General features: G+C 64.0%; 1 protein-coding gene. It reads left to right on the plus strand.

The window, feature by feature from the left end:
* Window positions 1-98: 98 nt before the first annotated feature.
* On the plus strand, window positions 99-1,295 hold the full coding sequence (locus tag FJV77_RS32160; RefSeq protein ID WP_142870365.1) for an IS256 family transposase: 1,197 nt from the start codon (window positions 99-101) through the stop codon (window positions 1,293-1,295).
* The last annotated feature ends 1 nt before the right edge of the window (window position 1,296 follow it).

Here is a 1,296-nt window from a genome sequence, read left to right on the forward strand (position 1 = left end):
GGTAGTGTACTGAGAGTTCTGCAAATTCGCTGAGAGAGGGCGGTCATGGCAGGCTGGTGATTGTTCACGTCACCTGATTCCCGCGAAGGAACGCCACCATGACCAAGACTGAAGATAAATCCGCCATAGCTGCCGTCAAAGACATTCTGCTTTCGAACCCGGACGGGCTGCACGAAGTGATCCGCGCGGTGATGCAGGAGGTTCTCGAGGCGGAGATGGACGAGGCGCTGGGTGCTTCGAAGAGCGAGCGCACGCCGGAGCGGCTCGGCTACCGCTCTGGGTATTACGGCCGCACGCTTGTCACCCGTGTCGGCAAGCTGGAACTGCGGGTTCCGCAGGATCGGCAGGGGCGCTTCTCCACCGAGCTGTTCGAGCGCTACCAGCGCTCCGAGCGGGCCTTGGTGGCGACGCTTGCGGAGATGTATGTGCAAGGGGTGTCGACCAGGAAGGTCAAGGCGATCACGGAAGAGCTGTGCGGCCATGCGTTCTCGGCCTCGTCGATCTCGGCCATCAACAAACGCCTGGACGAGAGCCTGAAGGCGTTTGCCGAGCGCCCGCTTCACGAGCCCTTTGCCTACCTCATCCTCGATGCCCGCTACGAGAAGGTGCGCGAGGCCGGCATCGTCATGAGCCAGGCGGTGCTGATCGCGGTCGGCATCGACTGGGACGGGCGGCGCCAGATCCTGGCGGTGGAGATGGCCAATCGCGAGAGCCGCTCGGCCTGGAGGGACTTCCTCGTCGCACTGAAGGCGCGGGGCCTCAGGGGCGTCGAGCTGGTCGTGTCCGACGACCATGCCGGTCTGGTCGCGGCGATCGGCGAGGTCATCCCGGAAGCGGCGTGGCAGCGCTGCTACGTCCACTTCCTCAGGAACGCCCTCGATCACCTGCCGCGCAAGCATGGCGACGACTGCCTGCAGGAGTTGCGCTGGCTCTATGACCGGCGCGATCTCGCCGAAGCCAAGGCCGATCTCGCCGCATGGCTGGCCAAATGGTCGGGCCGCTATCCCAGGCTGACGACCTGGGTGGAGGAGACCATCGAGTGCACGCTGACCTTCTTTCGCCTGCCGCGTCAGCACCACAAGCACCTGAAATCCACCAACATGCTGGAGCGCCTCAACGAGGAAATCCGCCGCCGCACCTATGTCGTGCGCATCTTTCCCAACGCCGAAAGCTGCCTGCGCCTGGTCAGGGCGCTGGCCGTCGAGACCAACGAAAACTGGATGGAGGCCAACCGCTACATCAACATGGACGACCTGCGCGAGCACAAGAAGCTCGCTCTGCGCCAAGCCGCATGAC

Source organism: Mesorhizobium sp. WSM4306 (assembly GCF_007003975.1).
Classification (GTDB): domain Bacteria; phylum Pseudomonadota; class Alphaproteobacteria; order Rhizobiales; family Rhizobiaceae; genus Mesorhizobium.

Bases quoted from the DNA above. Each gene is read 5' to 3' on its own strand.
- FJV77_RS32160 (WP_142870365.1), top strand. From the start codon at position 99: ATGACCAAGACTGAAGATAAATCCGCCATAGCTGCCGTCAAAGACATT.